This is a genomic window from Enterobacter cloacae complex sp. P27C (genome assembly GCF_014895705.1).
Lineage (GTDB): Bacteria > Pseudomonadota > Gammaproteobacteria > Enterobacterales > Enterobacteriaceae > Enterobacter > Enterobacter bugandensis.
Genome location: NZ_JADBQB010000004.1, coordinates 191567 through 218217, shown reverse-complemented (window position 1 = coordinate 218217; position 26651 = coordinate 191567). Strand labels below are relative to the sequence as shown.

27 protein-coding genes and 1 pseudogene are annotated in these 26651 nt (G+C 51.3%); 13 read left to right on the top strand and 15 right to left on the bottom strand.

Annotation, left to right across the window (positions count from 1 at the left end; all coding sequences use genetic code 11):
• The first annotated feature begins 4 nt into the window (after positions 1–4).
• Complete coding sequence (locus IM291_RS09700) at positions 5–826, top strand: alpha/beta fold hydrolase (protein WP_048999284.1); 822 nt, start codon at positions 5–7, stop codon at positions 824–826.
• Between the two features lie 125 nt (positions 827–951).
• A complete protein-coding gene (locus IM291_RS21925) occupies positions 952–2193 on the top strand; it encodes a hypothetical protein (RefSeq protein ID WP_048999283.1) in 1242 nt (413 codons plus the stop codon).
• Positions 2194–2229: 36 nt separating this feature from the next.
• On the opposite strand, the gene IM291_RS09690 is transcribed toward IM291_RS21925, so the two are convergent.
• Together IM291_RS09690 and IM291_RS09685 are read right to left on the bottom strand one after the other, a co-directional pair.
• Entirely contained in the window at positions 2230–3624 is a 1395-nt protein-coding gene (locus IM291_RS09690; protein ID WP_048999282.1) for an MFS transporter, read from the bottom strand.
• A gap of 45 nt (positions 3625–3669) precedes the next feature.
• The gene (locus tag IM291_RS09685) at positions 3670–4758 is read right to left on the bottom strand and encodes a cellulase family glycosylhydrolase (protein WP_048999281.1); all 1089 of its coding nucleotides are present in this window, start codon (positions 4756–4758) and stop codon (positions 3670–3672) included.
• Between the two features lie 185 nt (positions 4759–4943).
• Between IM291_RS09685 and IM291_RS09680 the strand changes: the two genes are divergently transcribed.
• Positions 4944–5951 carry a LacI family DNA-binding transcriptional regulator gene (locus IM291_RS09680; protein ID WP_192986751.1) on the top strand — a complete coding sequence of 336 codons (1008 nt, stop codon included), beginning with the start codon at positions 4944–4946 and terminating at the stop codon, positions 5949–5951.
• On the opposite strand, the gene fosA is transcribed toward IM291_RS09680, so the two are convergent.
• Positions 5937–6362, bottom strand: a complete 426-nt coding sequence (gene fosA / locus IM291_RS09675; RefSeq protein ID WP_126326252.1) for a FosA/FosA2 family fosfomycin resistance glutathione transferase — start codon at positions 6360–6362, stop codon at positions 5937–5939. The genes IM291_RS09680 and fosA overlap by 15 nt on opposite strands.
• 199 nt (positions 6363–6561) lie before the next feature.
• Between fosA and trpS the strand changes: the two genes are divergently transcribed.
• The 7 genes from trpS to IM291_RS09640 all read left to right on the top strand — a co-directional run bounded on the left by trpS (position 6562) and on the right by IM291_RS09640 (position 11183).
• Positions 6562–7563 carry a tryptophan--tRNA ligase gene (trpS, locus tag IM291_RS09670; RefSeq protein ID WP_192986749.1) on the top strand — a complete coding sequence of 334 codons (1002 nt, stop codon included), beginning with the start codon at positions 6562–6564 and terminating at the stop codon, positions 7561–7563.
• Positions 7564–7814: 251 nt separating this feature from the next.
• Positions 7815–8297, top strand: coding sequence for a hypothetical protein (locus IM291_RS09665; protein ID WP_192986747.1), 483 nt, complete (start codon positions 7815–7817; stop codon positions 8295–8297).
• Between the two features lie 3 nt (positions 8298–8300).
• A complete protein-coding gene (locus IM291_RS09660) occupies positions 8301–9842 on the top strand; it encodes a colicin E3/pyocin S6 family cytotoxin (RefSeq protein WP_045259568.1) in 1542 nt (513 codons plus the stop codon).
• On the top strand, positions 9842–10093 hold the full coding sequence (locus IM291_RS09655; RefSeq protein WP_045259569.1) for a hypothetical protein: 252 nt from the start codon (positions 9842–9844) through the stop codon (positions 10091–10093). Before IM291_RS09660 ends, IM291_RS09655 begins: the two co-directional genes overlap by 1 nt.
• A gap of 39 nt (positions 10094–10132) precedes the next feature.
• Positions 10133–10390: a colicin E3-like toxin immunity protein gene (locus IM291_RS09650; protein WP_075206614.1), complete on the top strand. Its 258-nt coding sequence runs from the start codon at positions 10133–10135 to the stop codon at positions 10388–10390.
• Between the two features lie 58 nt (positions 10391–10448).
• Positions 10449–10697 (top strand): bacteriocin immunity protein, encoded by a 249-nt coding sequence (locus IM291_RS09645; protein ID WP_045259639.1) that lies wholly within the window; start codon positions 10449–10451, stop codon positions 10695–10697.
• A 114-nt stretch (positions 10698–10811) separates the two neighbouring features.
• The gene (locus tag IM291_RS09640; protein WP_192986745.1) at positions 10812–11183 is read left to right on the top strand and encodes a hypothetical protein; all 372 of its coding nucleotides are present in this window, start codon (positions 10812–10814) and stop codon (positions 11181–11183) included.
• A gap of 77 nt (positions 11184–11260) precedes the next feature.
• Here the strand turns inward: IM291_RS09640 and IM291_RS09635 are convergent, their stop codons facing one another.
• A complete protein-coding gene (locus IM291_RS09635; protein ID WP_075206615.1) occupies positions 11261–11734 on the bottom strand; it encodes a SymE family type I addiction module toxin in 474 nt (157 codons plus the stop codon).
• 300 nt (positions 11735–12034) lie between these two features.
• Between IM291_RS09635 and IM291_RS09630 the strand changes: the two genes are divergently transcribed.
• On the top strand, positions 12035–12904 hold the full coding sequence (locus tag IM291_RS09630) for a phosphorothioated DNA-binding restriction endonuclease (RefSeq protein ID WP_045259571.1): 870 nt from the start codon (positions 12035–12037) through the stop codon (positions 12902–12904).
• A gap of 1542 nt (positions 12905–14446) precedes the next feature.
• The gene (locus IM291_RS09625; RefSeq protein WP_192986744.1) at positions 14447–15076 is read left to right on the top strand and encodes a hypothetical protein; all 630 of its coding nucleotides are present in this window, start codon (positions 14447–14449) and stop codon (positions 15074–15076) included.
• Between the two features lie 222 nt (positions 15077–15298).
• Here the strand turns inward: IM291_RS09625 and IM291_RS09620 are convergent, their stop codons facing one another.
• From IM291_RS09620 to IM291_RS09570, 11 genes and pseudogenes are all read right to left on the bottom strand, one after another.
• Positions 15299–16033, bottom strand: a complete 735-nt coding sequence (locus tag IM291_RS09620; protein WP_097404727.1) for a DUF3800 domain-containing protein — start codon at positions 16031–16033, stop codon at positions 15299–15301.
• 337 nt (positions 16034–16370) lie between these two features.
• Positions 16371–16727 (bottom strand): type IV toxin-antitoxin system YeeU family antitoxin, encoded by a 357-nt coding sequence (locus IM291_RS09615; RefSeq protein WP_049010462.1) that lies wholly within the window; start codon positions 16725–16727, stop codon positions 16371–16373.
• 25 nt (positions 16728–16752) lie between these two features.
• A complete protein-coding gene (locus tag IM291_RS09610; protein WP_192986742.1) occupies positions 16753–16974 on the bottom strand; it encodes a DUF987 family protein in 222 nt (73 codons plus the stop codon).
• Positions 16971–17513 carry a DNA repair protein RadC gene (gene radC / locus IM291_RS09605; RefSeq protein ID WP_192986740.1) on the bottom strand — a complete coding sequence of 181 codons (543 nt, stop codon included), beginning with the start codon at positions 17511–17513 and terminating at the stop codon, positions 16971–16973. The genes IM291_RS09610 and radC overlap by 4 nt, the downstream gene beginning before the upstream one ends.
• Positions 17514–17525: 12 nt before the next feature.
• Positions 17526–17966, bottom strand: a complete 441-nt coding sequence (locus tag IM291_RS09600) for an antirestriction protein (protein WP_060175537.1) — start codon at positions 17964–17966, stop codon at positions 17526–17528.
• A gap of 30 nt (positions 17967–17996) precedes the next feature.
• Positions 17997–18818 (bottom strand): annotated as a pseudogene (locus IM291_RS09595) (DUF932 domain-containing protein).
• Positions 18819–18937: 119 nt separating this feature from the next.
• Positions 18938–19411: a hypothetical protein gene (locus IM291_RS09590; RefSeq protein ID WP_060175535.1), complete on the bottom strand. Its 474-nt coding sequence runs from the start codon at positions 19409–19411 to the stop codon at positions 18938–18940.
• 71 nt (positions 19412–19482) lie between these two features.
• A complete protein-coding gene (locus IM291_RS09585; RefSeq protein WP_000734321.1) occupies positions 19483–19935 on the bottom strand; it encodes a hypothetical protein in 453 nt (150 codons plus the stop codon).
• 35 nt (positions 19936–19970) lie between these two features.
• The gene (locus IM291_RS09580) at positions 19971–20687 is read right to left on the bottom strand and encodes a YafY family protein (RefSeq protein WP_192986738.1); all 717 of its coding nucleotides are present in this window, start codon (positions 20685–20687) and stop codon (positions 19971–19973) included.
• A 243-nt stretch (positions 20688–20930) separates the two neighbouring features.
• Positions 20931–21806 (bottom strand): GTPase family protein, encoded by an 876-nt coding sequence (locus tag IM291_RS09575; protein ID WP_192986736.1) that lies wholly within the window; start codon positions 21804–21806, stop codon positions 20931–20933.
• 231 nt (positions 21807–22037) lie between these two features.
• A complete protein-coding gene (locus tag IM291_RS09570; protein WP_064373968.1) occupies positions 22038–22643 on the bottom strand; it encodes a hypothetical protein in 606 nt (201 codons plus the stop codon).
• 290 nt (positions 22644–22933) lie between these two features.
• On the opposite strand from IM291_RS09570, the gene IM291_RS09565 reads away from it, so the two are divergent.
• A complete protein-coding gene (locus IM291_RS09565; protein ID WP_048328403.1) occupies positions 22934–26563 on the top strand; it encodes an ATP-binding protein in 3630 nt (1209 codons plus the stop codon).
• The last annotated feature ends 88 nt before the right edge of the window (positions 26564–26651 follow it).

Here is a 26651-nt window from a genome sequence, read left to right as displayed (position 1 = left end):
CACTATGGCAACGTTTAAGGCAAAAGACGGCACGCAGATTTACTACAAAGACTGCGGCGCGGGCAAACCGGTTCTCTTCAGCCACGGCTGGCCGCTGGACGGCGACATGTGGGACAGCCAGCTGAACTACCTGGCCGAACGCGGCTTCCGCGCCATCGCCTTTGACCGTCGCGGCTTTGGCCGCTCGGATCAGCCGTGGAACGGCTACGACTACGATACCTTTGCGTCCGACATTAACGACCTGATCACCACCCTGGACCTCCAGGACGTGACGCTGGTGGGCTTCTCCATGGGCGGCGGCGACGTGTCCCGCTACATCAACAACTACGGCAGTTCGCGCGTGGCCGGTCTGGCGCTGCTGGGCGCGGTCACGCCGATCTTCGGTAAATCCGACTCCTTCCCGCAGGGTGTGGATCAGAGCGTGTTCGACGGCATTCGCGACGGACTGCGTAAAGATCGCGCCCAGTTCATCAGCGACTTCGCGACGCCGTTCTACGGCACCAACGCCGGGCAGACCGTCTCTGCCGGTGCCCTGACCCAGACGCTGAACATCGCCCTGCTGGCATCCCTGAAGGGCACCATCGACTGCGTGACCGCGTTTGGCGAAACCGACTTCCGCCCGGATATGGCGAAAATCGACGTGCCGACGCTGGTGATCCACGGCAGCAACGACCAGATCGTGCCGTTTGAAAGCACCGGCAAGCTGGCGGCGGAGATGATCAAAAACGCCACGCTGAAGGTGTACGACAACGCGCCGCACGGCTTCGCGCTGACCCACCAGGATCAGCTCAACGAAGATCTGCTGGCGTTTGTGAAGTCGCTGTAAGGTCCCGGGGCTGACGCCAGCAGGCGTCAGCCTGAATATGCACTTCCCGGCATACTAAATTTGAGCGTAGAACTCCCTCTCCCTTGTGACTAGTATTCCTTCATTTCAAAGGGAGACTACATAAGATGAATATCCAGTTTCTTAAGCGGCTAACCCGAAAGTTTATCATCGCTATTTTAACATCCTCTTCATTTGTCACAGCCTGTACATTTAGCGTTATATGGTTCTATCTTGCGAATATTGACCGGCTTGATATTTTATATGATGCGTTGAGCGTGAGTAGCGCAGTAGGAATAATATTTGGGTTTACCCTTGTCTCACTACTTGGTTTCAGCCTTGTCATTTTTATCTCATCTGTCCTTGCTTACTTAATTTACACCGCACATGAGAAAGAGTTTGTTAAATACGAAGGTTTGACACATAGCTTTACCTCAATCTGTTTTGGTAATAGCGTTGTGATGTGCGTTGTGCTTATCGGAGCGTTCTGCTTACAATTTTTTCTTGATATAAATGGTTTTATCGTTCTTGCCTTAGCGATAGCCATAATACTGGCCGCATCGTATTGCTTATCCTACTGGCTTATGTTCAACGTTCAGTCATATAAGGATGTTGATGATACGCGTGATGTAAAATATTTGCAGAAAAACGCCGTCAGAAACTGGCTGCCTCTGTTATTGATTGCCCCTGCATTTACACAAATCTTCCCGCTCATTTTTATCGCGGGTCAACTAGATTTTAGCGAAGGAAGTAATACGTTCTTACAGGTTATCATTTTCCTTGCACTCTCGGTCGCGATGATTATTGTGGGTATTTTCCCAGGAATGATCCTGATAAACGAAAAGAAAAATAAAAGTTTATTGCAAATAATCACTTATACACTAATTATTATTCCTCTCAGCATGCTTGTCCTGACAATGATTTTCCGCCCCACCCCCAATATGATCATTAACATGACCATGAACCTTTCCGGCATTAGCGACTGGCGCACACATCAATATTACATAGATACTCACACTCACCCGCCAGCGATGTTTGATGGTTTAACATGGAACACACGTTACTATAAAGATATCCCTTCGAGATTCTTTATCACCGGCGTAAACATTTTCTCGCTTGGAAACATTCAGCTTATTTGCCCTACGCAAATCAATCATGCCAGATCGCTGAGCCTGAAAACTACGCCAGACAACTTTGACGAATATGACCTTCGCATAAAACGGTTAAAAAACACCGCTATGAAATGTATCCCGTTTAAGAAGGATGAGATACACCAATGGGATTCGCCTATAGCTGAGCCTGTTTATTTTCAGAAAATTAAATCTAACGGTGATAGCCTTTTATTAAAGTTGCTTCATGATATCAAGTAGCTTTTAAGAAACGCCCGCAGCGCGGGCGCTACTTAATCAATTCACAGTAAGCGGAGGCTCATGCTTCTGCCCAGGCTCACCGCGTTGCACAACGCCGTGCTCGCGCTCCGCCAGCAACCGACAAACCTCCGCATGCTTCTCCTCGGTAAAGGTAAAGCGCGACATAAAGCCCATGCGGATCAGCGACCCAATCGCCGGCAGCAGGCAAATCCCAAAGAACAGCCCCGACAGTACGCCTTCGCTCTGGATCTGCGCCTGCGGCACGTAGCCGATCATCGTCAGGAACACGCCAATAAGCCCGCCGCCCACCGCCACCGACATCTTGCCGGTAAAGGTCTGCCCGGAGAAGGTGATCGCCGCGCAGCGCTTGTTAGTGTGGTACTCCGCGTACTCGATGGTGTCGGCAATCATCGACGAGGTGAGGATGTTGGTCATCATCACGAATAGCGTGCTCAGGCCGAGCAGAATAAACAGCATCGTCACCTGCTGATATCCGACAAACCACATCACCACGCGCACCGCCACGTCCAGCCCGCAGAGGATCATAAATAGCTTCCGCTTCTGCATCCGGCGCGTCAGCATCGGGGCGACCAGGCACAGCACCGCCGCCACAATGCCCATCACGCCAATCGCCATCTGCAGGCTGCCGTCGCCCAGGTTGTTGATAAAGAAATAGATATACAGCCCGCCCGCCACGTTGTGGAACACGCAAAAGAAGAACGACAGCAGGACGATAAACAGCGGCTTGTTCTGGCGCAGGTTGTGGAAGGTGTCGCGGATGGTCACCTTTTCCGGGCTCGGCGGCACGCGCTCTTTGATCTGCATAAAGCCGTTAAGCATCAGCGGCAGGCCCACCAGCATCATCACCAGCGCCGCCATAAAGTAGCCTTTATCGTTGCTGTACTGGGCGAAGAACGCCGCCAGCTTCGGGAAGAAGATATTGGCGCAGGCAATCCCGGCGTTCACCCCGAGCATCGCCGCCGTCACCGCGCGGGTGCGCTGACCGGAGTCGTTGGTCATCACCGACGACATCGACCAGAACGGGATATCGGAGATGGCGTACAGCGTCCCCCACAGGATATACGTCACCCCGGCGTAGAGGATTTTGGTGGTCATGTCCGCTTCGATTTTATAGAACGACAGCAGCGTGACGCCGGTGATCAGCAAAGGCGCAATCAGCAAAAAGTGGCGAAACTTGCCGAACCGGCTGTTAATGGTGTCCATTATGCTGGCAAACAGCGGATCGTGAACCGCGTCCCACGCGCGGGCAATCAGGAAGATGGTGCTCGCCGCCAGCGCCGAGATCCCCAGCACGTCGGTGTAAAAATAGTTAATAAACGAACCCACTAAACCAAAGCTAAAACACTGACCTAAACCATAGCCAAAATAAGACCACAACTCGCGAGACGGTATTTTCATTGTCGTTGCCATAGTGCGTACCTGGTTGCCCGGCGACAGCGCGCCGGGTCGTTATTATTAGCCCTGCGGATTCGGGGCGATTTTGCGCAGCTGCTGCATCAGCGCAATTTCAGCGCGTGAGAACGGAATGCCGTTCTCCTCAAACACGTCGTGGAACCAGAGGCGACAGTAGTCCGTGGACTCTTTCATCACCACCGGCCACGGCAGCCACGTCTGGGTCTTGCCGCGCACCAGCCCCCACTGATACGGCGCAACCTTCGCCATGTACATCAGCGGAAGCTGCTCTTCAATCGTGCTGCCCACGTGGCGTGCCAGCCATTCGGTGCAGAACAGCGGGCGACCGAGCTTTTGCAGCTGCTGAATCATCGCCGTCATGCGCCCCGTGTGGGTGTAGGCGTGGAAGCTCACCACGTCCGAGAGCGCCAGCGCGGTCTGGTCCAGCGGGTGCTGGAAGAACGTCTCGCCCTCCTCTTCCGGCGGGACGCGCCACGCGCAGACGGTGAGCGGCTGGGTCGGGTCTTCTTCACGCACCCAGCGGAACGCCAGCTTCATCAGCGCGTGGGCGCAGGTCTCCAGCTTCGCGTCGTACTGCACCTCCTGCGTGCCCGTCGCGAAAATGCCGCGGTTGCCCGGCTCGTTGTAGAGATCCCACAGCAGCACGCGCCTGTCGTCGCGGAACTGGCGAACAACGTCGCGGATATAGCGTTCAATGTCTGCCCAGCAGTCGGGATCGCAAACCTTATCGCGACCGGGGCTCGCCGCCGCCTGGCTGTTGTGTTTGCCCGGCACCGGCGGCTTTTGCGGGCCGAGGTACGGCTCGTCACCGGAGAAGCCGCAGTCGTCCATCAGGGTCAGCATGGTGCTGAACCCGTGACCGTCGGCAATCGTCAAAAACCGGTCGATGCGCGCAATCAGCCCGTCGCGGTCGTGCTCCCAGACGATAAACGGCAGATTAATGCGCAGGGTGTTGTAGCCCGCCTCCGCCGCCCAGCCCAGCTCGCGCTCGATGGTTTCGGCATCGAAGGTCTCCTCCTGCCAGATATCAGTCCAGTTCACCGCCGTCGACGGCAGATAGTTAAACCCGCACAGCCAGCCTTTTTGTTCATACCACGCCTTTGCCTGCTCCCTGCTCCACTGCTCTTTCATTACGCATCCTCTTACTGATAATGTTTAGCTAATAAATATTAGTTGCGGGATAAATGCGCAAATCACGGCGTTTAGAAAAGCGATGCCCCTCACAAAGTTCACGCTTCGATGAATGAGAAACGTGATCGACGGCGCTAAAGCGTGCGGTTAGGGTATGATGCGAAGTCGCGAAAGGGAGAGGACGGATGAAGCGAAAAACAAAAGTGACGATGAACGATATTGCGCGGGCGGCAGGGGTGTCGCAGGCGACGGTATCGCTGGTGCTCAACCAGTCCCGCAACATCAAGCTCAGCGACGACACCCGCCAGCGGGTGATTAGCGTCGCCACCGAGCTCGGCTACGACCGCCTCCCCACCGTTCACGCCCCGCGCAACCAGGAAGAGATCGCCCTGCTGGTCAGCTCGCTGCAGAGCTTTGACCCGTTTATCGACGCCATCAGCCAGGCGCGGGAAGCGGCGTGGCGCAACGAAACGTTGCTTACCGTCTACGACTACGGCGACGACATCGAGCTGGCGCTGAACATTATCCGCCAGCTGGAGAAGCGCAACTGCATCGGGATTATTCTCGCCTCTCCGGTCACCACGCTGGTGGACATGACGGCGTTTCACGACTGTACCCGCATCCCGCTGGTGCTGCTCAACCAGCGCGACCCCGGCTCGCCGCTGCTGCCGTCGTTTATCCCGGACGACTACGCCAACGCCTTCCAGGTCACTAAACACCTCATCGCCTGCGGGGCCACGCGCATCGCCCACATCACCGGCGAGAGCTGGATGGAGGCCTCCCGCCAGCGTCTGGCGGGCTACCGGGCGGCGCTACAGCAGGCCGGATTAGCGTGCGACGACGGCCTGGTGCGCCAGACCAACTGGCAGTTCAGCGAGTCCTTTACCGCCACCACGGCCCTGCTGGAATTGGCCGAGCGCCCGGACGCCATTTTCTGCGCCAGCGACTGGCTGGCGATTGGCTGCTATCAGGCGCTGGCGGTGAACGGCGTGCGCATTCCGCAGGACATGCTGCTGGCGGGCTACGACGACCAGAAGATTTCCGAGCAGCTCACCCCGCCGCTGACCAGTATCCAGCTGCCCTACAGCGAGCTGGGACGGCTGGCGGTGGAGTACCTGTGCAATGAGGAAGATGCCGCCACGCACGTGACGCTGGCGGGCAGGCTGAAGGTGCGCGCCTCAAGCCTCGTTTGAGGTAAACACCATGCCCGCGTAGGGCTTCTCGCGACACGCCGCCAGCCGCGCGGCGAGGCTGCCCACGTGCAGCTCCAGCTTGTGCCCGTCCGGGTCGAGAAAGTAGAACGATTCCCCCTCGCTTTTGTTCTGCTTCCAGACGGTGACGCCCGCCTGCTCAAGCCTTTGCGAGAACGGTTCAAAATCCGCTTCCGCCACGGTAAAGGCGTAGTGGGTATAGTCGCTCTCCTGCGGCGGCACGTACCGGCGCGCCTCGTCGTACGACAGGCAGACCCACAGATCGCCGCAGGTGAGATAGGCCCCGGTATTCCAGCGGGCGTGCAGCGTCAGGCCCAGCAGCTCGTGCCAGAAGGTGACGCTTTTTTGCAGGTCGCTGACCGCGAGGGTCAGGTGGTTGAGTGATTGCAGCATGACATGGCCTTTTGTTTTTCGCGCCGGACGTGGTACGGTAAAGAGATGAACATAAACCAAGCCGTCCTCACCGTAAACCGCTGGTGGCTGCCTTCTTAAAGGCGGCACGGAGTAGTTTTCCCCATTTTCAGATAGCCGCCGAAAGGCGGCTTTCACTTTTCTAAGACCCCTTTCGGCATTACAACGTTAAGGAGTCTTTATGAACGCACCCACCATCCTCACCGGCGATCGCCCAACCGGCCCGCTGCACCTCGGCCACCTTGTCGGATCGCTGCGCCAGCGCGTGGCGCTCCAGCACACACACAACCAGTTTGTGCTGATTGCCGACCTGCAGGGGCTGACCGACAATGGCAGCAACCCGCAAAAAATTCGCGACAACATCCCCGAAGTGCTGGCCGACTACCTCGCCGCCGGCATCGACCCGAACCTGACCACGATCTGCCTCCAGTCCGCACTGCCCGCCCTCGCCGAGCTGACGATGCTGTATATGAACATCGTCACCGTCGCCCGCGTTGAGCGTAATCCGACGGTGAAGAACGAGATTGTGCAGAAGGGCTTCGCCCGCTCGCTGCCGGTCGGGTTTATGGCCTACCCCATCAGCCAGGCGGCGGACATCACCGCGTTCAAGGCCGAGTGCGTGCCCGTCGGCGACGACCAGCTGCCGATGATTGAGCAGACCAACGAGATTGTGCACAAGATGAATAGCCTGCTGCCCGCCCCGGTGCTGCGCCACTGCAAGGCGATGCTGAGCGATACCAGCCGCCTGCCCGGTATCGACGGCAGCGCCAAGATGTCGAAATCGCTGGGCAACACGCTGCACCTTTCGGCCAGCGAAGAGACGATTCACCGTGCGGTCAGCGCGATGTACACCGACCCGAACCACCTGAAGGTGAGCGACCCGGGGCAGATTGAGGGGAACGTGGTGTTTACGTACCTCGACGCGTTTCATCCGGACAAGGCCAAAGTGGCGGCAATGAAGGCGCACTATCAGGCGGGCGGGCTGGGTGACCGGGTATGTAAGAACGAACTGGAGGCGTGTTTGCAGGAACTGATTGCGCCGATGCGGGAGCGGCGGGCGATGTATATGCAGGACAAGGGGGAGCTGATGGCGATGCTGAAACGCGGGACGGAGCGGGCGCAGGGGGTGACGCAGGCGACGTTAAGGGAGGTGAAGGTGGGGCTGGGGGTGCCGGTGTTTTGAAATAACGTCATGCAGCGTATGTATTCAAATATTACATGCGCTGCATAATATTATTTATCGGCAATTCAGCGAACATTAAATTTATAATTAACAGGAACCATTACTATCCCTTCTTTAAAAGATGACCAATATCAATCTGGATATTTATTTCGGATTTTAGCCCGACTTATTAACCACTTTATGTATATTCGCCTTACAGTCTAAAACCTAGCATTGCTGCATTTACTCTTATACCCCTACAAGGAATTGTCATGCAGCTTTATACCAATGAATTTACCGCTGAGTTGAAAGCGGAAATAGATCGTTCGCCTTTTTCCGATGAACAACTGGCCTCCATGCCTGAGGACGCGCGCGCCATTATTGCTGAACAGGAAGCCTTTCATCGACTACATCTCGTAACCGCCATCTGGCGGATTGCCACGGCTGGCAGCCAGACCCGAATGGGCGGCATGGTACTTCCCGTCGATCGTGAAGCCACAATGCTCATGGACGATGGGAGTTACACCAGCGTGATTGTCGAAGGAGACTGTGTGGCCTATCCGGATGGAACGCTCGCCACGATTATGACCTCAGCTGGCGAAGCGTTTTCCTGGAGACGTCAGGGCGTTGCGCTGGTTGGCAGCCTGCTTGATAACGATGACGAGATTATCAGCACACCGCTAGGCAGTACTTATCTGGTCACCCGCGAAGGTATTCCACCTCATGAGGACTTCTTAACCTGGCCCGGAGAATAGGACATGGGCTACCGTTCCGATAACCATGGACGCGGTCAGGCGCTGCACGGCGACAGAACAACCACCGGCGCAATATGCTGCACAACTCTGCCCAACTGCACCGAGCATGGTCGCGGCATCGTTCGTGTTGGCGATAAAACCACGGCATGCCCTAAATGCGGCAAACAGGGCGTGATTGCCAACGGTGAGCCACGCGTCAACTGGATGGGGCAAGCCTCAGCCGTCGATGGTTCTGTCGTCATTTGTGGATGCCCGCGCGGAACCAACCGCGTGATTGCCCCATCGGGAGAGTGGCTCGGATCCGGTCCCTCTCCTGAACAGATCGCACAGGAAAAGCATCAGGCCATGCTCGCAGTACGCCAAAAAGAGCAAGAGGCCGAAGCGCTGCGGCGAACAGAAGAACGCGATCGCAATCGGGTCTTTGCGAAATCCTGCCTGCGTGGTGAAGGCTGTAACGATGCAGGCACCGGAAGCGAGCCGCACACCAACTTCGCCGAGATGGCATTTTACCAGGCCATGCCTAAAGACGCCCCGCAACACGCTCAGGCGGCAAAGCGTAAGGCGATCCCAAAGCCGAAGCAACGCAGCGCGCTTTATCTTTGGTGGAATGGGCATCACGAGGAGATGGACTATCAGGCTGCCGTTGCGGACGAAGAAAGGGCCTGGATTGCACGGACCGCGATCGCCGATGCCAGCGAACTTGTTCTGGTTGGCGGGAGCACAATCACTCCTGGCACCTGGGCCGTGCGCGGCGCTGCACTTGGCGAGATAGCCACGGGAGGCCTTGGTGCCCCTGTCGCAGGGCTGCTGATAGGAATGTACCCCGGCAAGCTGAACGACGGCGAACAGGATTTTATCGACAGGATGCGCGCCGAACAGATGCGGGAAGCCCCTACCCGCGTTCGCTTCACCTGGGAGAACGACGCCAGCGGTAACCCGACACCGCGCGGCTGGCATACGCCGCCGGGCAAAGACAGCGTGCGCGTTCGCAGGATGGAGTGGGATAGCCAACGCCAGGCGTACACCTTTACCACCGAAGAAGACCCCGGTATCACCCTCATCTGGACACCGGACCGCACCGGAGACAGTAAGCCGTGGGATACGGGCAATCACAACCCGGTACGGATACCGAACCCGGTTGTGGTTGACCCGCTGCCGGAGGATACGGGGATTGGTGTGACGACCAGCCCGACACCGGAAGAGAGGACGTTTGCGGATTATATTCTGATTCTGCCGGTGGGCGGGGTGCCGCCGATTTATGTCTATAGTAATTCAGATCACAAATACCATTCACCTCCTAAAGGAAATCCTCCCTTATCTGCATTTCCTGATGCTAAGAAAGCTCAAGCGAAAACACCAATTAAGGGGGGAGGAAAACTTCGTACCCGTTGGAAGGATTCAAAAGGTAAAATTTACGAATGGGACTCTCAACACGGTACAGTTGAGGTCTATGATCGCTCAGGACGCAGTCACCTCGGTGAGTTTGATCCCACTACGGGTAAGCAAACTAAACCAGCAGATCCAACCAGAAAGGTAGAAAAATAATGATCGTTTACACAATTGATGCATACAGTAAAACGGATGAAAATTTGCTTTTCGAAATCGAAATACCGCATCAAAACCTCAATGATCTATGCATGATTATGGGAATGAATGCAGAAGATAGAAGCGATTTTTCGCATGGTATCGGCGTCTATAATATCAATGAGCATCAGGCACATCGTTTAGAAAGCCTTCTTGGGAAAAAATTTTATTCCGATGATTTAACTTTTCAGCTCTCTGGAGGGGAAATTTAACCTAACTTTAGAATCAATAATTTAAAAAAGAGGGCTACCATGGGTTTGAAGATTAGATTGCAATGGTATGATATGAGGACTGAACTAGGTGAAGGTAGAGAATTTTCGAAAGATTTCGGCGATAATGCGAAGATCATGACCAAAGGTTTTCATATGCCGACTAAGAACAATGTGAATAATGGTTTTTTTGATGTTGAAGCCGAATGGATCCCCGTTCTTCAGCCCCACTTCGTACATAAAATAACCCCCACTATTTATGACTATCAGGTTTCTTTCGACTATAGGGATAATTGGTGAGAGGCATTGCCCGATAATCTTATCGGGCACATTAAAAGATCTCATCTACGATTTAAAAATGGATAAAATTGAAGATTACACAGAAGAGCAATTTTTGGAATTTGTAAGAAAAATTTTTGATGTATCTGGTACCACTGAAGCTGAAGATATAAAAAACATCCTCGAATTCAAACGATTGACGCAGCACCCTGATGGTTCTGATCTTATTTACTATCCACGAGAAGGCAGAGAAGACACTCCCGAGGGCGTAGTCCAGGAAGTAAAGGAGTGGCGTAGCGCAAATGGCAAACCCGGTTTCAAGCCATAGCAAAGATAATCACGCTTTCTGAATCCGTACTCTACTTTACAACTTATCGAATAGTGGGTGACTGTTAAGCTCCGGATAGCCAATTGAAACTAACGAATACGGAATATTTTGTAAATGGAACCTACTCTCGCACAAGTAATTGAGGTCGTACGTGAGTCCTCTGGGATACATCGCAAACCTATCGATAGCAACACCTGGATTGAGGCCGATTTGCATATTTGCGGTATGGATGGCGAAGACCTACTGGAAGACTGCGAAGAAGCTTTTGGCGTTCAGCTTGCCACAGAAGAAGATGGCTACAGGAAAACGTTCTCTCTCGCGGAGAATGAGTATCTGTTTACGGGTGAAGGCATAGACTTTTTTGGCATCTGTCGATTTATCCGCTGGGTGCGTGGCATACCCGAACCTGTGATACGCGATTTAACCGTCGGCGAACTTCACGCTGTGCTGGTTAAGGCTGTGAAAGAACAGGTAAAGTACGAGTGATTTTTACTTAAAACGGGCATGGGATGACATGCCCGTATCGTTTTATTGCTCCAGGAATATGAGGCAGGAAGCCAGAACTACTCAGGCATCGCTTGCCCGATTCCCCGCTTCACAACGGGTATATCCCCGGTATCATTTAGCGCTCCCGGAAACGTCTTCAACCACTGCGCGACTTTCTGTTTATTTATATTCACCACACTCATCCCTTCCAGGCATCCCCATAATTCTCTTGTATGCTGGGGCGTAATCACAATACAGTCTTTCATAGCCCGGATTTTTACGGGCATGCCGTTGATAAAGCCCGCACGTTTTAACCAGTCGCCGCCCAGCAGGAGGTATTTCATGTCTATGCGTGCATACAGTTCGCAGCAGGCTGCACTGTCCTGCTGCGTTTCCGCGCGAGGGTGGACGGGTGCCGCGTTGGGCTGGTTGCCGTGCAGACGGCGGGCGCTGTTTTTGCGTACCAGCTCGCGGTTTTCAATCATGCCGGTGAAAGCGTCTGATTCTGTTTTGCAAACGGTAAACTCTGGCTTAAAATTCGTCGCAGCCATTTTCAACTCCTGATTAGTTGTTTGTGGTTAGCGGTATGGGGGTGTTGCAGCACCTTCATATCGCGAATTCTTCGTTAAATATTCCTCGATACTACCTTTGCCGTTCGGCGTAATCTCTGGTGCCCATTATACAGGGCTGAATATAAATACAGCGGTTTGGTGTGGGGTAAATTTAGAATTTGCGAGGGGGATTCAGGAAATAGGGTTCTGTGGGGTAAGGTCATGTTTTTGTTGGTTACAGGTTGATTGGTCTGAGTTTTGCGAGCATCATCGCAATTATTTACCCTCTTCCGTAACGCGATGGCTTCCAGCAAAACTCTCGAACAGGCAATTGCCGACATCACCATCTGGCGCAAAGGCGAACAGCGTGCGCCGCATAAGCCTTTATTGCTTCTGTACGTGCTGGCGAGCTATCAGCAGGGGCATGCACGACTGTTTGATTACGGTACTGAGGTCCACGAACAGTTGCTTAGCCTGCTAGAACGCTTTGGCCCACAGAGGAAGGCGCATTACCCAAATATGCCCTTCTGGAGGCTCAAAGGGGACGGCTTTTGGGATCTGAAGAATACTGAGTTTTGTTCGACCACTGGCAGTAAGCAGCCGCCCGTTAAAGAACTTGTGGAACATAACGTCGCAGGCGGGTTTGATGAAGAACACTTTGCGCTGCTGAATAAGAACAAAAACCTGATAGGCTCGCTGGCGCAGCAGATCCTTGAAGCGCATTTTCCCGAAAGCATTCAGGAAGAGATCGCGGATGAGATGGGTTTTGATATTCAGCAGATCCGTAAGGTTCGCGATCCGCTGTTCCGCCAGCAGGTGCTGCGTGCTTATAACTATGAGTGCGCAATCTGCGGGTTTAACATGCGGCATGATAACGCCTCTGTTGGACTTGAAGCCGCGCATATCAAGTGGAAGCAGTTTGGCGGACCGTGTGAGATCCAGAACGGACTGGCACTGTGTGCGATTCATCATAAGGCGTTTGATAAGGGATCGATTGGGCTGGATGAGAGTATGCGGGTGCTGGTTTCCGAGGCGGTGAATGGGGGCGGGATTGTTGGGCGGCTGTTCTGGGATTTTGCCGGGAAGCAGATTGCGTTGCCGATGGTCAAAGGGAATTATCCAAGGGAGGGGTTTGTGGAGTGGCATTGGAGGGAGGTGTTTAGAGGATGAGTGCGAAGGCCGGACTCGAATTTCACACCCAATAGACTGATATCAATATATTTTATTGGCAGGAATAAATAGCTATACCCGCACTTGTACCCACAAGTTAAAATCCGTACAAAAAAATAGACATTGAGAGTGGGTATAAAGCCATACCAGTAGAACACCGATATGGCCAGCAAAGCAAGATTCAGGCAGGCAGGAAAGTTTTCTTCAGAGGTATCAATTCTCATCCACTCAGAACAAAGTCAGATATGGCCGCGAAATGAACGTTAATCCTTGCTTTGCTATGCTAGTTCCCAAGGCAAATCTCTGCGTCTATTTACTGGTTTTAGAGTGCCCTCGTTTCTCAATTGTTGAGCGGCCCAACGAATGTCATATTGCCACGTATACAACATATCGCCCGAATCTCTAAGCTCAGTCTCGTAGCTGTTCCATACATACTTTGAAACTTCGCGTGGCCAAGCACTACCTCCACGTTCACGAAGACACTCAATGATCCATTGTTTCATGCTTTCCCTAGTTACAATCATTTATCCTTACCTTCACTCGTTGATCGATACATCGCAATACTAGCATTGACAGCTTCTGGTACAAGGTGGGCAGAATCTAAGCGCTTGTAGTCTGCTATGAGCGAAGAGCAGACCGACGAAATTGCCCCCATGTCTTGGCGAGAAATACTGACATTGCCGTGCGTTTATCAACAGGGGCGGTCATACTAGATAATATTGTAGGCAAGAACACCACGAAGATTCAGGAACAATGGGCCGTAAGTAACGAATTCAGATGTAAATGCCAGTTCATATACTCCTGTTAGGGCACGACTGGTAACAGAGCCTTATAAGAGCATCTGAAAAACCTCCGGTTAAGCCGGAGGATACTTATTCCTATTCTCGCTCTATTCTTGCCCACTGGTGGGCGTGAAAAGAACTTTCCTCACGGCAGCTTTCACACTCCAGGCTTTCCGTATCATCACAATTCTCATACGCATCTAATAATGCCTCACCAGTCAGAACTGTAGTACAGTTGTTATGGTGACCACCTGGATCGATTACGCCTGAACAGTGTTGTGTTAAGAACGGCTCTAATACTATTTTTTGGCGAGGGGATAACGCGTTAAATCCCCGATCTACAGCTAGTTGGGCTATACCGCTAACCATTTGTTCTTCTCCATGAAATACATCTCTGTCTAGCTGTATGCGTAAAATACTCTCAATAACAGGCATAAAAAGCCCTCTTTAAATGTGTGTGTTGCATTATGCACTCATATCTACCGTAGTTTTTTTGCGCATACGTGCTAAATGGGGATCGTTTAGAGAATTATGCTACGCCTATTTCTTAAGCAGCATGACAGACAGACTTAAGCGAAGAGTAGATCAATCTATCCGAAATAATAGCTACTATCAGATTGTAAGTAACAACATCTTATTGGTAACGATGAATGAATAAAATACTTCACCTATTTTTTATAAAAAAAGTCGCATACTCTTCCTGCGTTTGATTCAATAGTCTCAACCTAAACTATCCATAGAAATGTGTAATTGAGGAATCATGACAGAAGACTCCAAACGCGGTAGCGCATTAATCTGCGCTTTAAAATCTGACGAGGTAGTCGAGTTGAGCAAGGAATACACTGAGCTTAGCATTGACGCTTTGATTGAATCAAAAACGCTTGAATCTATCCCTTTTGTTAGCACTGTGGTTGGAGTATACAAAGTTGCCAGTTCTGTCAGGAGTCAGCTATTTACTGAAAAGATTTTTCGTTTCCTCACTCACTTCTCAGACCTACCCGACTCTGAACGGATTAAAATGACTGAAAGGTTGAATGAAAACGATAAGTTTGCTGGCCAGGCAGGTGCAAGACTGATTGAAATCATTGACCGGATGGAAAGCGAAAGCAAGCCTGAAGTTGCGGCAGAATTTCTCAAGTCATTCGCACGAGAAGAGATAGATTTTAATGTTCTTCGGCGTTTGCTCGTTGCTCTTGAACGTATTCCCTCATTTGATATCAGTGAACTGGCGGCCTTTGTTGCCATCGACCCTGACCAACCAGTGGAAATGGATGAGGCCTTTTTAGATAGTCTAGTTAATGCTGGGTTGGGAAAGAACAATGGGGCATGGAAAAGTGTAATTATTCCTACGGAGTTATGCATAACTTTTGTGCGCGCAGGAAGGTTATAAGCAACCTAGCTTTTTATTATCCCAGAAACGGATTGTCTTACTAGTCTGTGTGCTAGTTGTCGCAACATAATAACAGAAAGTCCGCTTCTGGCACTAAGCGAACAAGCTTACGAAGCCTAAGGTTCGATATGAACGAGAAGCGAAAGTCAGTTGTATCATCGTCTCCTGTATTCGTAGGTACACCTCGCTTTATTTTGCTATTAATTGATAGTGATATTACATTTAATGGATGCAACCTAAGTACACTTCCCCAAAGGTTTTTAATGCCAACTGACTAAATTCAGTTGTTAAGTTTTTCGACAAAACCAACCCTTTGTTGATAGTTTTAAATGTGGCAAACTCAGGCATCTCATCCCCGAGAGGTTCATTTTCCCTGAGCATAGACTGTCGAAGCGTAGCAAAAAGCTCAAATCCAAGAGGGGCTTCTATTGGGGGCTCATAGCCGCAGTCGTAACCGTAAGTTAAGATTTTTGCTTTTCCAGTTATTGTTTCTCTAAACCTAACACCACTAAAAGATGCCACCAAATCAGCAAGTTGTATCCCACAAACTTCATGAGATGAGCATGTTATAACTTTTACTTCATCAGAACATAGACTGAGAGCTTCTGTAGAGTTTATGATACCTTCATCGAAAAAAACATTCCCTTTCCCATCTGGAAAGTTCTTAATCAATAAGCTTAATAAAAATGACACATCCGAATAACAACGATGGCGATACTCACTTGGCATAATAAATGATCCCCATCGACAATTTGAGTTCAAGTAAGAAATAAGTTTACACCTCAAATCTCTTAAAGATTCAGATTGATCCATTCTTGCGCATGAGTGATGTTCATCAACTGAATGCTCTGAAAGAATTTTGTTTATATCAGACTGAGGATCTTGATCACAAACTACATAAGCCATGATCATAAACCCAAACTCCTCGTGTACCGACTCATCAATGTAAATGTTCAAAGCCTTATCCTTTCAATGACATATGATTTTTTATGTTAGATTATAGGTAGAGTTCATTGAATTACAACGCTATTTTTGTATTAGTAATCTTCTAAATATATTAAGTTATCATTTTGCGTGTGACATAACTTTAAACATGCTGAACATTAATTAATCAATATGTCCGCTTCTGGAACGAAGCGGACTCTAAGTCATCGTTTACAGTCATCCTAGTAAAGACTATGCCGATAGCAGATAAGTAAGTAACATTTACCAGATAGCGACAGGTGACGGGATGTCTTCGCTGCACGCAGAGTTGTTGCAGGTAGAAATTTCATTATGGCTCTCGTGAAAGTCATTAACGTTGAGTGGGATAAACAGCGATGTATATGTAGCCACAACTACCAAGCGTATCGGCTTCGCAGGTGAGTCCGTTGTGGTAAAACGTGACGCAGTGCTGATGCCGGGGAGAGAGTTCTCCGCTGGTGAGCATTAGTTCAAGTTGTTTGAGTATCAGGGGAAATGTCTGGTCGAGACGCAACGCGTCATCGTCGCTGAAAGCACTGTTAAATCCGGCGCGGTCAGCGAGAAAATGCAGTCGGTTGCCTTCCTGCACCAGACGAGCGCCAAAACAGGGTGTTATCGTACTCTGTAGCCCCCACTGCTGGCAGGCGGGATTCTCCGGCTTTGTACCGGATTCTGAGTGATTGTTCATTATTGTTCCTGATTAAAGGGAAGGATTAATTGAGAGTAACGCTTCGAAGAATGACATAGGGACCATTGCGGTCCTGACGCCGTTCAGCAAACACGGCCAGAACGCCGCGTATGTCCTCCATCTCGCGGCCAGCATAATGGCAGATACTACCTGACCATTTATATTTGCTCGTACTGAAGCGAAACAGTCGGGAGCCAGGATGTTGCCGGTATAGGGTCATTGCCTGGCGTTTACTGATGATTTTCATATCCAGCCTCGCTCTGCAAACGACACAATTCCATCTGAACCGATAACCAGATGATCGAGTGTGTTCACATCAACCAGTGTCAGCGCTTCTTTAAGCCTGCCCGTAATGTTGCGGTCACATTGGCTGGGCTCCGGATCACCGGATGGATGGTTATGCGCCAACACAACGGCCGCAGCATTGAAACGAAGCGCTGATTTCACTACCTCACGGGGATGGACCTGCACATGGTTAATCGAACCGGCAAATAGCGTTTCACTCTCCAGTAAACGATTCTGGTTATCGAGATAGAGCACCATAAACACTTCCCGTTCTTGTCCTGCCAGCTGTAACCGAAGCCAGTCACGGGCAGCAGTACTTGAGGTAAAGGATATACCGGGCTGGCGCAGATATTTATCCAGCAGATTGGTAGCGCGTCGGATGGTCCGTTGAGCATAGGGTGTTAATCCGGATGTCGCGGTAAGCAGGTAATCATGTTGAGCCATAACCGCCAGCGGAAAAAGTTCAGGCTGTGATGATACCGGGGATAATGCGATATTCATGTCAGGTATTCCTCAGTCGATTAGATGCATAATGGCGCTGCATTCCGGATGGTTTAGCGCGTAGTCACGTAAGCGATAATAGTGCTCAGTCATCGCGTCACATTCGGTGCGACAAGCGTGGTGGCTGTATGCCATCAGGCAGGCCGCTATACCGGCAGCCTCTCCGCTCATCTCCGCATCGTTGCCATTCATCGGGTTGAACAACGTCCACTTCTCACCGTCGGGCTCCGGAGCCATAAATGCGCCGCCGTTGCTGAGTGTGTAAAAGCTCCAGACGCCGCCGCTGTAATCAGCGCACAGACGATCCATCCAGCCAAATATTTGGGGCTCAAGGGTTATCCATTGTGGGATAGATCCAAAGCGCTTTGGCCAGAAGCCGATACGTAACTCGTCAGCGACTACCGAGGCAGTAATTGCTGCCTGCTCAGCAAACTCAGGGTTGTGGGTATCCATTAAACTATCTCCTTATGCCGGAACGGTTGTTTAACGCCCGAAAAATTCGAGCATGTTTTCTGCCATAACCCACAGGGCGCGATTGAGTTTCACATCGCCATCAATACCGGTAACAGCACGGGTGCGGCTGCTTTTCCCCTGAGCGGTTCGCCCTGACAGACCTCCTTTCATCAGGTTCTCCTGCACGCGCTGGTATACGGTCCACAGGTCATCGCTGTAGTCCTCCCGGCGACGTGGGGTCAGCAACTGCGATACCGTGACCGGCTGGTGGTCTTCACCAAAGCGATACTTCAGCGCGGCATTCGCCAGGGCGTTCCGGGCTGGTTCTGGCAGTGCCAGTGACTGCATTGCATCGCGCTTCTCCTCCACTCGGTCAAACACCCCGAGCACTTCGTAAGCCCCTTCAATCACCTTCTCAACGACATTGCCTTTATGTGGCACCCGTACCTCTCCGAACGACTAACCGCAGACCAGGCCGTTGGTACAGACGCCTCGAAACAGCCCCGGCAGCATCTGGTAGCTTGATGAGCCGTCATGGCTGTTGAGCAAAATGATTTCCGGCACCTGATGTCCGGTCAGTTGACCAGCACGACGCAGGCGAAGCATGTGTTTGGTGTGTTCCCGCTTGCTCTGGTCGCGAACCTTTGTCTGGCAGGCAAAGAACGGCTCAAAACCTTCGCGCTGCAGGCTTTCGAGGATGGTAATGGTCGGGATGTAGGTGTACCTGTCTGAACGAGATTCATGCTTGTCACTCCCGAACACACTGGGGACATGACTCATCAGCTCTTCGTGGGTCAGAGGCCGGTCACGGCGTATCTGGTTTATACGACCAAAGCGGCTGGCTAATCGCATAGCTAACTCCTTATCTGATAATGAAATAAAAACAAAAAGGCCATGTTCCCGAAGGAGCATGGCCTGTTGCTATCTGGTGCTGGTGTGTTGCGAGGTGGAGAGGACTGAATTGTAAGTAACTAATCGCTGTAGTGTGTGGTCCGGCACTCACTGAGGTCAGACAGCTCTTTTTGCGTATTCTTCAGACCCGGACTGAAAGTGCCTACTTTTTTATCGCTGACATAAACATCGAAATTTGCTGCCTGCCCCAGTGCGTCAATAAATGACACCCAGGCATTATCGCCATTCCTCCAGCCGAGGGATGAAGGTAATGAGAACTGACTGTTATCAATGACGACCGTTATTTCCGTCCCGTCGTCATGAGAACTTACTGATGTTCCATCAGGCAGAGTGAGATCAACACCGTGTTGCAGAATATTCTGCGCATCCGGATTGCCAGTACAGTTCAGATTAAACACCACCTTCTCCGGGCTGGTAATGATATATTCGGTCACGCCCATCCCAAAACCACTCGTCCACATATTGGGAATAGCCTGTGCTGTTGATACAGAAGCCAGCATAGCTAATGTAAATATTACGTAAGGCAGTCGCATAATGTTGTCCTCAAATCATGTAATAAAGCTTTTGTTGTTTAAAACAATAAAGTAATGAAAAAACAGTTGGATTATTTTATTTGTTTGTAGCGAAACGCTTCTTTCCCGGCATAAATCCCGACAAGATCGTCATAACGAGGGTCCTTTTTATTCGGGCGGAACGTTACTTTCATATCGGGACTGCACATATCCTTCATGGTGAGATTGAATTCTTTACCTGGCGTAATGGTATACCCTGTTGCCACATCGTCTTTACTGGGAGTGATCCACCCCCATATTCCCCCCGGACAATCTCTGGAAGGTTTCGAGCGAACAACAATAAACCATCCCATTGAATCCACTTCCGTCGCTGTACACAGTTTTCTGACCTGTCGGTGGGCATCACACCAGAATATATTCCCACTTTTATTATTCACTGCCGCAGGCAGGAACCCGCTATAAGGACGTGCTGCGTGAGCATTACCTGCGATAAGTAAGGGAAAAAACATGACTGGCAGTAAAGACAATAATTTCAATTTTTTCATTAGATTAACCTTACATTCAATTGTGGAGACCATCTCTAATCAGTTTGTCCGGATTGCCCCCGACTTTCTGATGGAGAAAATGAATTCAGCGACTGCTGAATAAAACGGAAATGAGGTAAGGCAGAGATAAAATGTTTGTCCTCCGACAGCTGATAGAGAAGCTCACTGCGAATAAATGTTTCCCGCGATGACCTTACCAGATGAATCTCATCCAGCCGGAAGACACGTAATTGTCTGTTATGTTCAGCGACAAGATACCAGTAACCGTCAAGAGCGATTAGCCGGTAAGGTGCGATGGCCTCATGACGCTCCCCTTCAGTCAGAACGGTGATGCGCTGACATCCCGAAATAGCTCTGACCAGCCTGTAGAAGCAGAGCTTTCCTGCCGGGGGATGAGGTCTGTCCTGATGCCATACCAGACAGGGTCGATCATCACAGTCCAGCAGGCTGCTGATCAGTCGCCGGTCAAAGCCAGGGAAAGCCCCGGCCAACCCCGTGCGGTGAGCAAAGGTCAGAATATCTATTTCCTGCCGCGTACTGTGAATATCTGAGCGCAGACTGCACTGCCCCTGGTAATAATCCAGGTCGAGATACATCAGACGTTCCCGAAAGTCACGACGTAACGTGCGCTCTGACACCCCGAATTCAGTTGCCAGTTTGCGAATAAACAGAGTTTCACCGGACACCAGACGGCTGATAATCAACGACAACCTGACGGCAAGCCGGTCATGTCGCCGCTCCTGAAGCGTCATGAAAGATTTCTCCTGAGAAGTTAACTCTATGAATTAATAATGATTACTTTAAAGGAAGGAGTGGACAGGGTATGGACAACATCGGAACTATTTTTTATGAGCAGTCCAGCCTTGTGGGCGCTCGTCTGACAGATAATGATGCTTCGCCTGATTTAATTGATGATAAAACGCAGTGGAAAGGACGTGTCCACAATCAACACATCATTAACAACCAGTTCATCATTCGCAGAGAAAATTGCGATATCAGAAGAATATCCAGTCCCAGACGGCCCGTGCGACCGACACCACCGCATCACGCACGGTACGAATCACCGTTTTCAATGGCGCAGGCAGCAATGACGATGACTCAGCCGTATCGAAAACACGGCCCACTGCGTCACCGAAACTGTCACGGGCCTGCGACTTTACCGGCTCTGTGCAGAGTCTCCCGTGCAGTTGTGTCACCACCGGGCTGGTGGCGCGGTCAGGCAGACAGCGCATCATGGTTGCCACCATATCCTCACTGCCCCATCCAGTGCTGGCGGACACCGCACAGACCGGATGATGCGGTTTAAACATCGCCATAATCGCAGCCTGCTTCGCTTTAAGATTTCCCTGTTGGTGCGGTGAAGGTTTGCTGGTGAGGGTATCCCATTCATGACAGGGTTCGATTTTGTCGGCCTGGTTAATCACGAACAGTACCTTTTGCCTGTAAGGTTGCATCACACCGTGCCAGAACTGCTCGTCCACGGTTAGTGCCCGATCATCGGCCTTAATGACCCACAGCACCAGGTCCAGCTCCGGCAGGATTCGACGGTACAGGGCACGGTATTCTTGATCCCGCTGCCCGTTTTCGCCCACGCCCGGTAAATCAACAATCACCAGGCTGTGACGCCCACTGCGTAACCGGAAACGCAGCACGTCGCGAGTACAGGCATTCACGTCACTCACCGGGGACACCTCGCCCCGGAAAAGTTCGTTGCAAAGAGAGGATTTACCTGCACCACTTTTGCCCATGATGCCAATAACCGGCTCGTAGTGGGTCAGGTTCTGGATACGTTCAAGAATAAGCTCGCGAAGCGTAGAGGGAAGCGACGCAAGCGGTTGTTCAAAGGCCTGAAGGCCATCAGGTTTATTCATACAGTAGTCTCAGCGTGAAAAATTAAAAACCCCGCGTTTCAGTCAGGAAGGCGGGGATTCACTGAGATAATATCTGTCTGAAATAATTTGGAATTTTAGATTAACACGTAAAGGACCTTGTGCAATATAGGATTGAACTATGTCTGCTTCATGCCTGAAGCAGATGATATCAGCATTCTATAATGCTGATTCTTTAGAAGTTGGCCAACTGTCTTGAAGTCATTTCATTCCTTATTTTTCTGATTTATAGCTTATAGCATCGGAGTTGCAAGAAGCACGTTTGACATCGAAGGTTTTCATATATTCATTATATGCCTCTGGCCATTCCTCCATTGAGGAAGATAGTTTTTTATAAGCGCCACTATCTGAAATAACATAATCCATATCAGAAATTGCAAGTTGTTTTATAGATGATGCAATATTTACTGCCAGTACTGATAGACGTTCAGAAGAATAAGAACTTATCGACATTGCTTTAGTTATGGCTGATTTCGCTGGTTGGTAAAGTTGATTATGATTAGCTTTATATAAAAGAGATTTATCAGCATCAAATGCAGCTACCGCAGCCAAAAAATCAGAGGCTTTTTCACGAAATTTGTATTCATCTTCGTTAACAGCAGTAGTACAAATCGTTCTGGCATTGATGAGTGCTGGGACTCTTGTGCTTTCAACTAACTTTGAACCCGTGAGATATGAGCCGGCCATTCCCCCTAAAGCTGCGATTATTGCGACCAATAGCGCACTACCTATGTCTAAAGATGCTTTAACAACTTCAGCTTTGTTCTGCGCATTTCCAGAGTGTGCACTAATGTTACTATCATTGTGGCTACCAGACATATCAAGCTTCCTAAGTTATTAAGCTTTAATTCCTGCTATTATCTACATTCACACAAGTTAAGAATTCTTTTTTACCAGAATATCAGTAAGTTGGGTTTCATGAAAGATACTAGTGATCAACTCGAAAATTTTAACAAATTATATTGAGTTGGATCCGCTCTTCGCTCACAGCGGGCCTAACGGACTTGCTTTAGGTCTGCTCCGTGCAAGGAGCGGAAGTTTACCGTTTTAGAAATCATGCTAATTAGCATAAAATCTCTCAACTGATGGGGTCTGGAGTTGCAGAAAAAATGACTACAAGGCAGTATGCGCAAAAATCAATCTTCGATCTGGAGGAAATTTTCGAGCGGTCACGGAACAATGCTAGTGAACTTGAACGGCTGTTGAACGAACTGACCTTCCGCAATACTGCCAAGGCCCGAACGTTGAGGACTAAAATCGAGCAAGCCCGAACTGTACTTAGTGGTCACTGCGTGATCTCAATGTCGGATTCCAGTCCATCAGCGCGTCATCCGGGCTCGTCGTCCACACAATCCTCCCAAGTTCCGCCCCGTGATGTGCCTGCAGCGGTAGTGCAACAGCAACCCAAGGCTAATCCAGCTCCTGTCATGCAACAGCAATTCGGCGAAGACCAGATCGACCTAGGTCCACTCCCATCTTTCTCTCCGACAGGTAAGTCGAATGATGCGCGAGCAATACTGGCAGCATGGACAGCCCTCGAAGCACTGTCGCCTCAAGGTTATAAACGCCCAGAGGATATGGCAACCGGCGACCGCTCTAGGGTTGCCCTATTGGAGCGAGGTGTACCATGGGGACCAAATGCCCGCAGCAAGCCCAGCCATAAGCTTTATTTCGAGGTCGTCCTCGGCTCCATCGCTCTCGACAAGGCGACGGACGAGCTGGTCAAGGTTTTTGGCGAGGATGAGGAGCGTTCACGCCCGGACGGTAAGAAGGCGGCCATCGGCTCGCTCCTGATCGACAAAGAAGGTTATGTGCTTGAGGACAAAGGCGTTGCCGTGTCCAGTTTTGCCTGGGCACTCAAGCCGGCTCTCGACCTGAAGCTTGGGAGCTTAGGGAATTGGCCGAATGTTGAGCCGCGCATTATCGAGCATCTGGATCGAATGGTTCGCCGCCACAACGAGGATGGAGAACCCATACCGATCGATTTGGATGTCGTTCTTAACGCTTATAGATGGCTTGTGTCTCAGTTCGGTGTACCCGAACATTTGGTTGAGCCACCCACATTCGCGATTAAGGTGTTTCATCATTTCAAGGCCAAGGCGCCGCCTGAACCTTCGTTACTGAATTCCTTCTATCTTGAAGATCTCGGTGAAGCAACCAAATTGCTCGAGACGGGCAAAGCCGGAGCCGGTTTGCGCCGCTACATGGGAATTGGCAGGCCTGAACAGAAAATCGACGTGCTATCGCCCATTTCCGCAGTTGAGCCATTCGTCGCACCCTCGCTCATGCCGCAGGCTCGTTGGCCTTCGAAAGGCGGCCATCCACTGGTACTGCTTCAACAGGCTGCCGTGAATGCGGCGCGTGCTGAGCTGAATGATGCTCCAGGTATCATCGGCGTCAATGGGCCTCCGGGAACCGGAAAGACCACTCTTCTGCGAGATATTGTCGTCGGGTGCATTCTTGATCGGGCCACGGCGATGTGCGGCTTCAATAAACCGCAGGATGCCTTTTCCACAACAGGCGAGAAGCTGGCATTCGGCTCCAATGCATTCCTGCACTTCTACAAGTTACATGCATCCTTAAAGGGCCATGAGATCGTTGTAGCGTCCTCCAATAACAAAGCGGTCGAGAACGTTAGTAAAGAGCTTCCTCTCAAGGAAGCCAATGGTCGTCATGAACAAATCGCCTATTTTCGGTCCATCAGCGACCTGATTGCGAACCCCAAACGCGTCGGCTATTTCGAAGCCGAGGCCGAGGGGGACATCCCCTCCGACCCAGTCGAAACCTGGGGGCTGATCGCCGCTGCTCTCGGCAAGAGCAGCAACCGAGGCGCGTTCCAGCAAGGTTTCTGGTGGAATGAAGACGGTGGTTTCCTTACCTACCTGAAAGCAGCTCGCGGCATAAATGTCATGCGTGAGATCAAGGACGAACGAACAGGCGAAATCATCGATCGCGTAATGCCCAGCGTGGTTGTCAATGAGCGGCCCAGCACCAACGAAGCGGATGCTGCTGCGGCCTGGCTGAAAGCGCGAACCGCATTTCTTAAACTCAAGGCAACGGTAGACGCCGAAATCGCCAGCATCGAAGAGATGCGACGGGATATCCAGGCGCTCAAGGGAGCGATCACCGAACTTCAAAGGGCTGAAGAGCGTCGACCGAGTCTGGATGAAGCCGTAGAAGAGGCACACCAGATTGCTGAATCCTGCCAACGGGAGCATGAGAAGGCAAAATCGCAGATCGAGCAGGATAAGATCATGCTCGACAGCCATCTTGCTGGCCGTCCAGGTTTCTTCTCCCGTTTGTTCGCGACTGCGGCCTGGAAGTCGTGGAGATCGACACTGCAGATGCTCTCGGCGACCTTGCAGCAATCAGTCTTACGGGCGCTGGAGACAGACGGTGCCCTGGAGCTTGCAAGGGCTGAGTGGAGCAATACTGAGTCCCAGTTACAGCAACTCGACCAGGAAATTTCCAGCAAGTGTCAGGCTGTCTCGAAATTGAAAGCAACCGAGGCAGAGGCACGAAACCGCATGGGAGACAGGGTCGTTGATGAGAGATTCTTCGAGCGCGAGCACGAGGCTATCCACCTGACTGCGCCATGGCTTCCCGATGAGGTTCATCGCCTGCGGGAGGATCTATTCGCCGCTGCCCTGACTGTGCATAAAACGTTCATCGATGCTTCGGCCAGCCGCTTGCAACACAACCTTGGGCTATTGATGTCGGGCATGGTGGCTGGTGCCTTCCAGTCTTCCGCTCACCGTGAACTTCTCCCCGACCTTTGGTCAAGCCTTTTCATGGTGGTGCCGACCGTGTCCACGACATTCGCCTCTGTTCGGACGATGTTCGGGGATCTGCCACCAGAGAGCATTGGCTGGCTTCTGGTAGATGAAGCGGGCCAGGCCGTTCCTCAGGCAGCAGTTGGAGCTATCATGCGGGCAAAGCGCTCCATCGTGGTAGGTGACCCGTTGCAAATCCCACCTGTAGTTTCACTTCCTGAAAAGCTGAACGTCGAAATCTGCAAATTCTTCGACATTGATCAGAGCGAATGGTCTGCGCCCGCAGCATCTACGCAGACCCTTGCTGATCAGGCATCGCGCTTCAAATCCACCTTCGTCATGGATGTAGGTGATCGAGAAGTCGGGCTGCCACTCCTCGTTCACAGGCGTTGCCAGAACCCAATGTTCGATGTTTCTAACTCCATCGCCTATGCCGGGCAGATGGTCCATGCTGTCGGGCCTAAAAGACTAGGATCTATCGGCTCGGCTTTGGGGCGATCTCGCTGGTTCGACGTCAATGGCAATGCTGAGACGAAGTGGTGCCCCGAGGAGGGTGATGCGGTTGTACGAATGCTTAAAGAGCTGGCCGCATCGGGCATTACAAATCCGGACGTCTTTATCATCACACCATTCAAGATCGTAGAGCAGAACATGCGTCGGCGTCTCGACAGTGAGACCGATCTGCTGCAAGCGCTGGGAGTAAAGTGGAATGAGTGGAGCCGTGATCGTGTAGGCACGATCCACACGTTCCAGGGCCGAGAGGCGGACACGGTCATCCTGCTGCTGGGTGCTCCGAAAGCGAGTCAGCAAAGAGCCCGTCAGTGGGCGGCAAGCCCGCCAAACATTATCAATGTAGCCGTCTCACGCGCCAAGCAAAACCTGTATGTGGTCGGCTCGGCTGCTGCATGGGCAGGGGCGGGAACGAGCCTACAGGTCCTGCAGCGACAATTGGCGCAATCAGCCTGACAATCTCCGAGGCGGCACTCATTGTTAAGGGCACATCGCAACTAATCTTTTATTTAGCTCTGTAACGAGCCGACCGCTATGTGCCAGG